Annotated in this window: 2 protein-coding genes; both read left to right on the forward strand. The window is 72.3% G+C overall.

Annotated features, from left to right (window positions below; translation table 11 throughout):
- Nucleotides 1-150: 150 nt before the first annotated feature.
- Complete coding sequence (locus HCA58_RS22920) at nucleotides 151-2,808, forward strand: type I polyketide synthase (RefSeq protein ID WP_169600122.1); 2,658 nt, start codon at nucleotides 151-153, stop codon at nucleotides 2,806-2,808.
- A gap of 50 nt (nucleotides 2,809-2,858) precedes the next feature.
- Nucleotides 2,859-4,275, forward strand: a 1,417-nt coding sequence (locus HCA58_RS22925; protein WP_205809475.1) for a beta-ketoacyl synthase N-terminal-like domain-containing protein, incomplete at its 3' end; no start/stop codon positions are given.

Consider the following 4,275-nt stretch of genomic DNA (forward strand, 5'->3'; position numbering starts at 1 on the left):
GGTGTCGACCTGGACTGGGCGGCCATCCATCCGGGCGGGCGGCAGGTCGACCTACCCACCTACGCCTTCCAACACCAGCGCTACTGGCTCGACGTGCCCGCCGGCCCCGGCGACACCACCGGACTCGGCCAGCTACCCGCCGAACATCCAATGCTCGGCGCGGTCGTCGACCTGCCCGGCACCGGCGGTGTGGTGTTCACCGGCCGGCTATCCCGCACCGCCCAACCGTGGCTTGCCGACCACGCGGTGTTCGACACGGTCCTCGTCCCCGGCACCGGGCTGGTCGAACTCGCCTTGCGCGCCGGCGACCAGGTCGATTGCCCCGTACTGGACGAACTGACCATCAGCGCGCCGCTGGTGCTGCCCGCCGACGGCGGCCTGGCCCTGCGCGTCACCGTCGACGCCGCCGACGACAGCGGTGCTCGTACCCTCGGCATCTGGACCCGGCCCGATGACGCGGCCGACGACACCGGCTGGACCCGGCACGCCGAAGGGGTCCTGGTCCGGCGGGCCGGGGCCGACCCGGCCGCCGCCGACCTGTCCGAGTGGCCGCCCCCCGGTGCCGAGCCGGTCGACCTCACCGGACTTTACGACCGGCTGCTCGACCACGGATACGGCTATGGGCCGGTGTTCCAGGGGCTGCGCGCAGTGTGGCGGCGCGGCGACGGGGACGCCACCGAGGTGTGGGCCGAGGCGGCGCTGCCCGAGGTGGCCGCCGCCGACGCGCCCCGGTTCCTGCTGCATCCGGCGCTGCTCGACGCGGCGTTGCACGCCAACCTCCTCGACGAAGGCGCAGGCGACACGCCCCTGCCGTTCTCATGGCGCGGGGTGACCCTGCACGCAGCGCACGCCGCCACCCTGCGGATCCGGATCTCCCCGGCCACAGCCGACAAGCTGGCCGTTGCCGTCGGCGACGGTAACGGCAATCCCGTCGCCACCATCGACCAGGTGGCGGTCCGGCCGGTCGCCGCCGATGCGCTCGGCACCACCGCCCGCAGCCACCAGCGCAACCTTTTCGAGGTGGCCTGGCAGCCCGTCCCCACCCCGGACGTCACCGGCGACTGGACCCTCATCGACGCCGAGGCGGAGCTGCCCGATCCAGCACCCGGCACCGTGGTGGTCACCCTCGACCAGCCCGGCAAGGCGCCTGCCGCCGTGCACCGGGCCACCGAACGACTGTTGGCGCTGCTGCGCCGATGGCTCACCGAGCCGGAGTACGCCGCGGCGAAGCTGGTGCTGCTCACCCGCTGCGCGGTCGGTGCCGACGACACTCCGATCGACCCCGCGCGGGCGGCTCTGTGGGGGCTGGTCCGGGCCGCCGAGGCCGAACACCCCGGCCGGTTCGTCATGGTCGACACCGACGACACCGGCACCGACCACCTCGCTGCGGCGCTGGCCACCGGCGAGCCGGAGGTCGCCGTCCGGGACGGTCGACTGCTGGTGCCCCGACTGATCCGCGTACCCACCGACACACCCCGCGACGGCACCCCGTGGCCCGCCGACGCCACCGTCCTGATCACCGGCGGACTCGGCGGGCTGGGCAGCCTCGTCGCCCGGCACCTGGTCACCCGGCACGGCGTACGCCGGTTGCTGCTGACCAGCCGCAGCGGCGCCACCGCGCCCGGCGCGGCGGAGCTGGTCGCGGACCTCACCGCCGTCGGCGCCGACGTGACGGTCGCCGCCTGCGACGTCGCCGACCGGGATGCGCTCGCCGCGCTGCTCGCCGACCTTCCCGCCGCCCACCCGCTCACCGCCGTCGTGCACGCCGCCGGTACCGCCGAGAACGCGCTGGTCGACGCCCTCACACCCGAACAACTGCACCGGGTGTTGCGGCCCAAGGTGGACGCCGCCTGGCACCTCCACGACCTCACCCGCGACCACGACCTGGCCGCGTTCGTGCTCTTCTCCTCGTCGGCCGGCTGGGTGGCCGGCGCCGGCCAGGGCAACTACGCCGCCGCCAACCTCTTCCTCGACGCGCTCGCCCAGCGCCGCCGCGCCGACGGGCTGCCCGCCACCTCGCTGGCCTTCGGGCTCTGGGCCGCCGGCACCGGCATGGGCGGTCACCTTGAGGACGCCGACCTGCACCGGATGCGTCGACTCGGCATGCCCGCCATGACCACCGACGAGGGGCTGGACCTCTTCGACGCGGCCATCGCCGCCGACCGGGCCACTGTCGTACCGGCGCGGATCGATCTGGACGCGCTGCGGCGGCGTAGCGACGCGCTGCCCGCCGTGCTGCGCGGCCTGGTCCGCACCCCGGCCCGGCCCACGGCCACCTACGGCGCGACGGCCGGCACACCGGGGCTGGCGCAACGGCTCGCCGGTCTCTCCGACGCCGACCGGGACACCCTGCTGCTCGACCTGGTTCGCACGCACGCCGCCGCCGTACTCGGCTTCCCCGGCCCGGCGTCGGTGGAACCCGGCCGCGCATTCAAGGACCTCGGCTTCGACTCCCTCGCCGCCGTCGAGTTCCGCAACGTGCTCAGCAGCGTCACCGGACTGCGGTTGCCCGCCACGCTCGTCTTCGACCACCCCGAACCCGCCGCCCTCGCCAGTGCGCTGAAGGCCGACCTGGTGGTGCCCGACGCCGATCCGGCCGACGCGGTCCTCGCCGACCTCGACCGTCTGGAGAAGGCCCTGACCGGTGTACCCGCGGACGAGCACGTCCGGATCACCGCACGCCTGGAGGCTGTGCTGCGTCGCTGGCAGGACCGGACCGGCGACCCCGACGACACCCGGCACGACTACGAGTCCGCCACCGACGAGGAACTGTTCGACGTTCTGGAGAACGAGCTCGGCATCTCCTGACGGCAGTCAGCCTCCGACGATCCTCCGTCGCGCAAAGATTGGTGTGAACGATGGCGAACGACGACAAGCTCCGGGCCTTCCTCAAGCGCGCCACAGCTGAACTGCAACAGGCCAACCGGCGGCTTCGTGAGGTGGAGGTCCGGGACCAGGAGCCGATCGCGATCGTTGGTATGGGCTGCCGCTACCCCGGCGGTGTCCGGTCGCCGGAGGACCTGTGGCAGCTCGTCCTCGACGGCACCGACGCCATCTCCGACTTCCCGACCGACCGGGGCTGGGACGTCTACGGCGTCTACGACCCGGAACCCGGCAAGCCCGGCAAGAGCTACACCCGGCACGGCGGCTTCCTCCACGACGCCGCCGATTTCGACCCAGGGTTCTTCGGGATGAGCCCCCGGGAGGCAGTGGAGACGGACCCGCAGCAGCGGCTGGTGCTGGAGGCGTCCTGGGAGGCGTTCGAGCACGGCGGCATCGACCCGGTCGGCCTGAAGGGGACCGCCACCGGCGTCTTCGTCGGCGTGATGCACCACGACTACGTCGACAGCATGACCTCCGGCAGCCTCGTCTCCGGCCGCGTCGCCTACAACCTGGGTCTGGAGGGACCGGCGATCACCGTCGACACTGCCTGCTCGTCGTCGTCGGTAGCGGTGCACCTGGCCTGCCAGTCGCTGCGCAAGGAGGAATGCGGCCTGGCCCTGGCCGGTGGCGTCGCGGTGATGGCCACCCCGCAGCTTTTCGTCGAGTTCAGCCGGCAGCGCGCCCTGTCGCCGGACGGCCGGTGCCGCTCCTTCGGCGACGGTGCCGACGGCGCGGCCTGGGCCGAGGGTGTCGGTGTGTTGGTGTTGGAGCGGTTGTCGGATGCGCGTCGTAAGGGTCATCGGGTTTATGGGGTGGTTCGTGGTTCGGCGGTGAATCAGGATGGTGCGTCCAATGGGTTGACTGCGCCGAATGGTCCGGCGCAGCAGCGGGTGATTCGGCAGGCGTTGGCGAATGCGCGGTTGTCGGTTGCCGATGTGGATGTGGTGGAGGCGCATGGTACTGGTACGACGTTGGGTGATCCGATCGAGGCGCAGGCTTTGCTCGCCACCTACGGTCGGGACCGCGATCGGCCCCTTTTCCTTGGTTCGATCAAGTCGAACATCGGGCATGCGCAGGCTGCGGCCGGGGTTGCCGGTGTGATCAAGATGGTGATGGCGATGCGGCACGGGATGTTGCCGCGGACCCTGCACGCCGAGGTGCCGTCGCGGCAGGTCGACTGGGACGCCGGGGACATTCGGCTGCTCACCGATCCGGTCGACTGGCCGGTTACCGGGCGTCCGCGGCGGGCTGGGGTGTCGTCGTTCGGTATCAGCGGCACCAACGCTCATGTGGTGTTGGAGGAGGCTCCGCCGGTCGAGGTCGTTGAGTCGGTCGAGATGTCCGAGCCGTCGGTGGTGCTGTGGCCGTTGTCTGCTCGGTCGAGCACGGGTC

This window comes from Micromonospora sp. HNM0581 (assembly GCF_012726175.1).
Taxonomy (GTDB): Bacteria; Actinomycetota; Actinomycetes; order Mycobacteriales; family Micromonosporaceae; genus Micromonospora.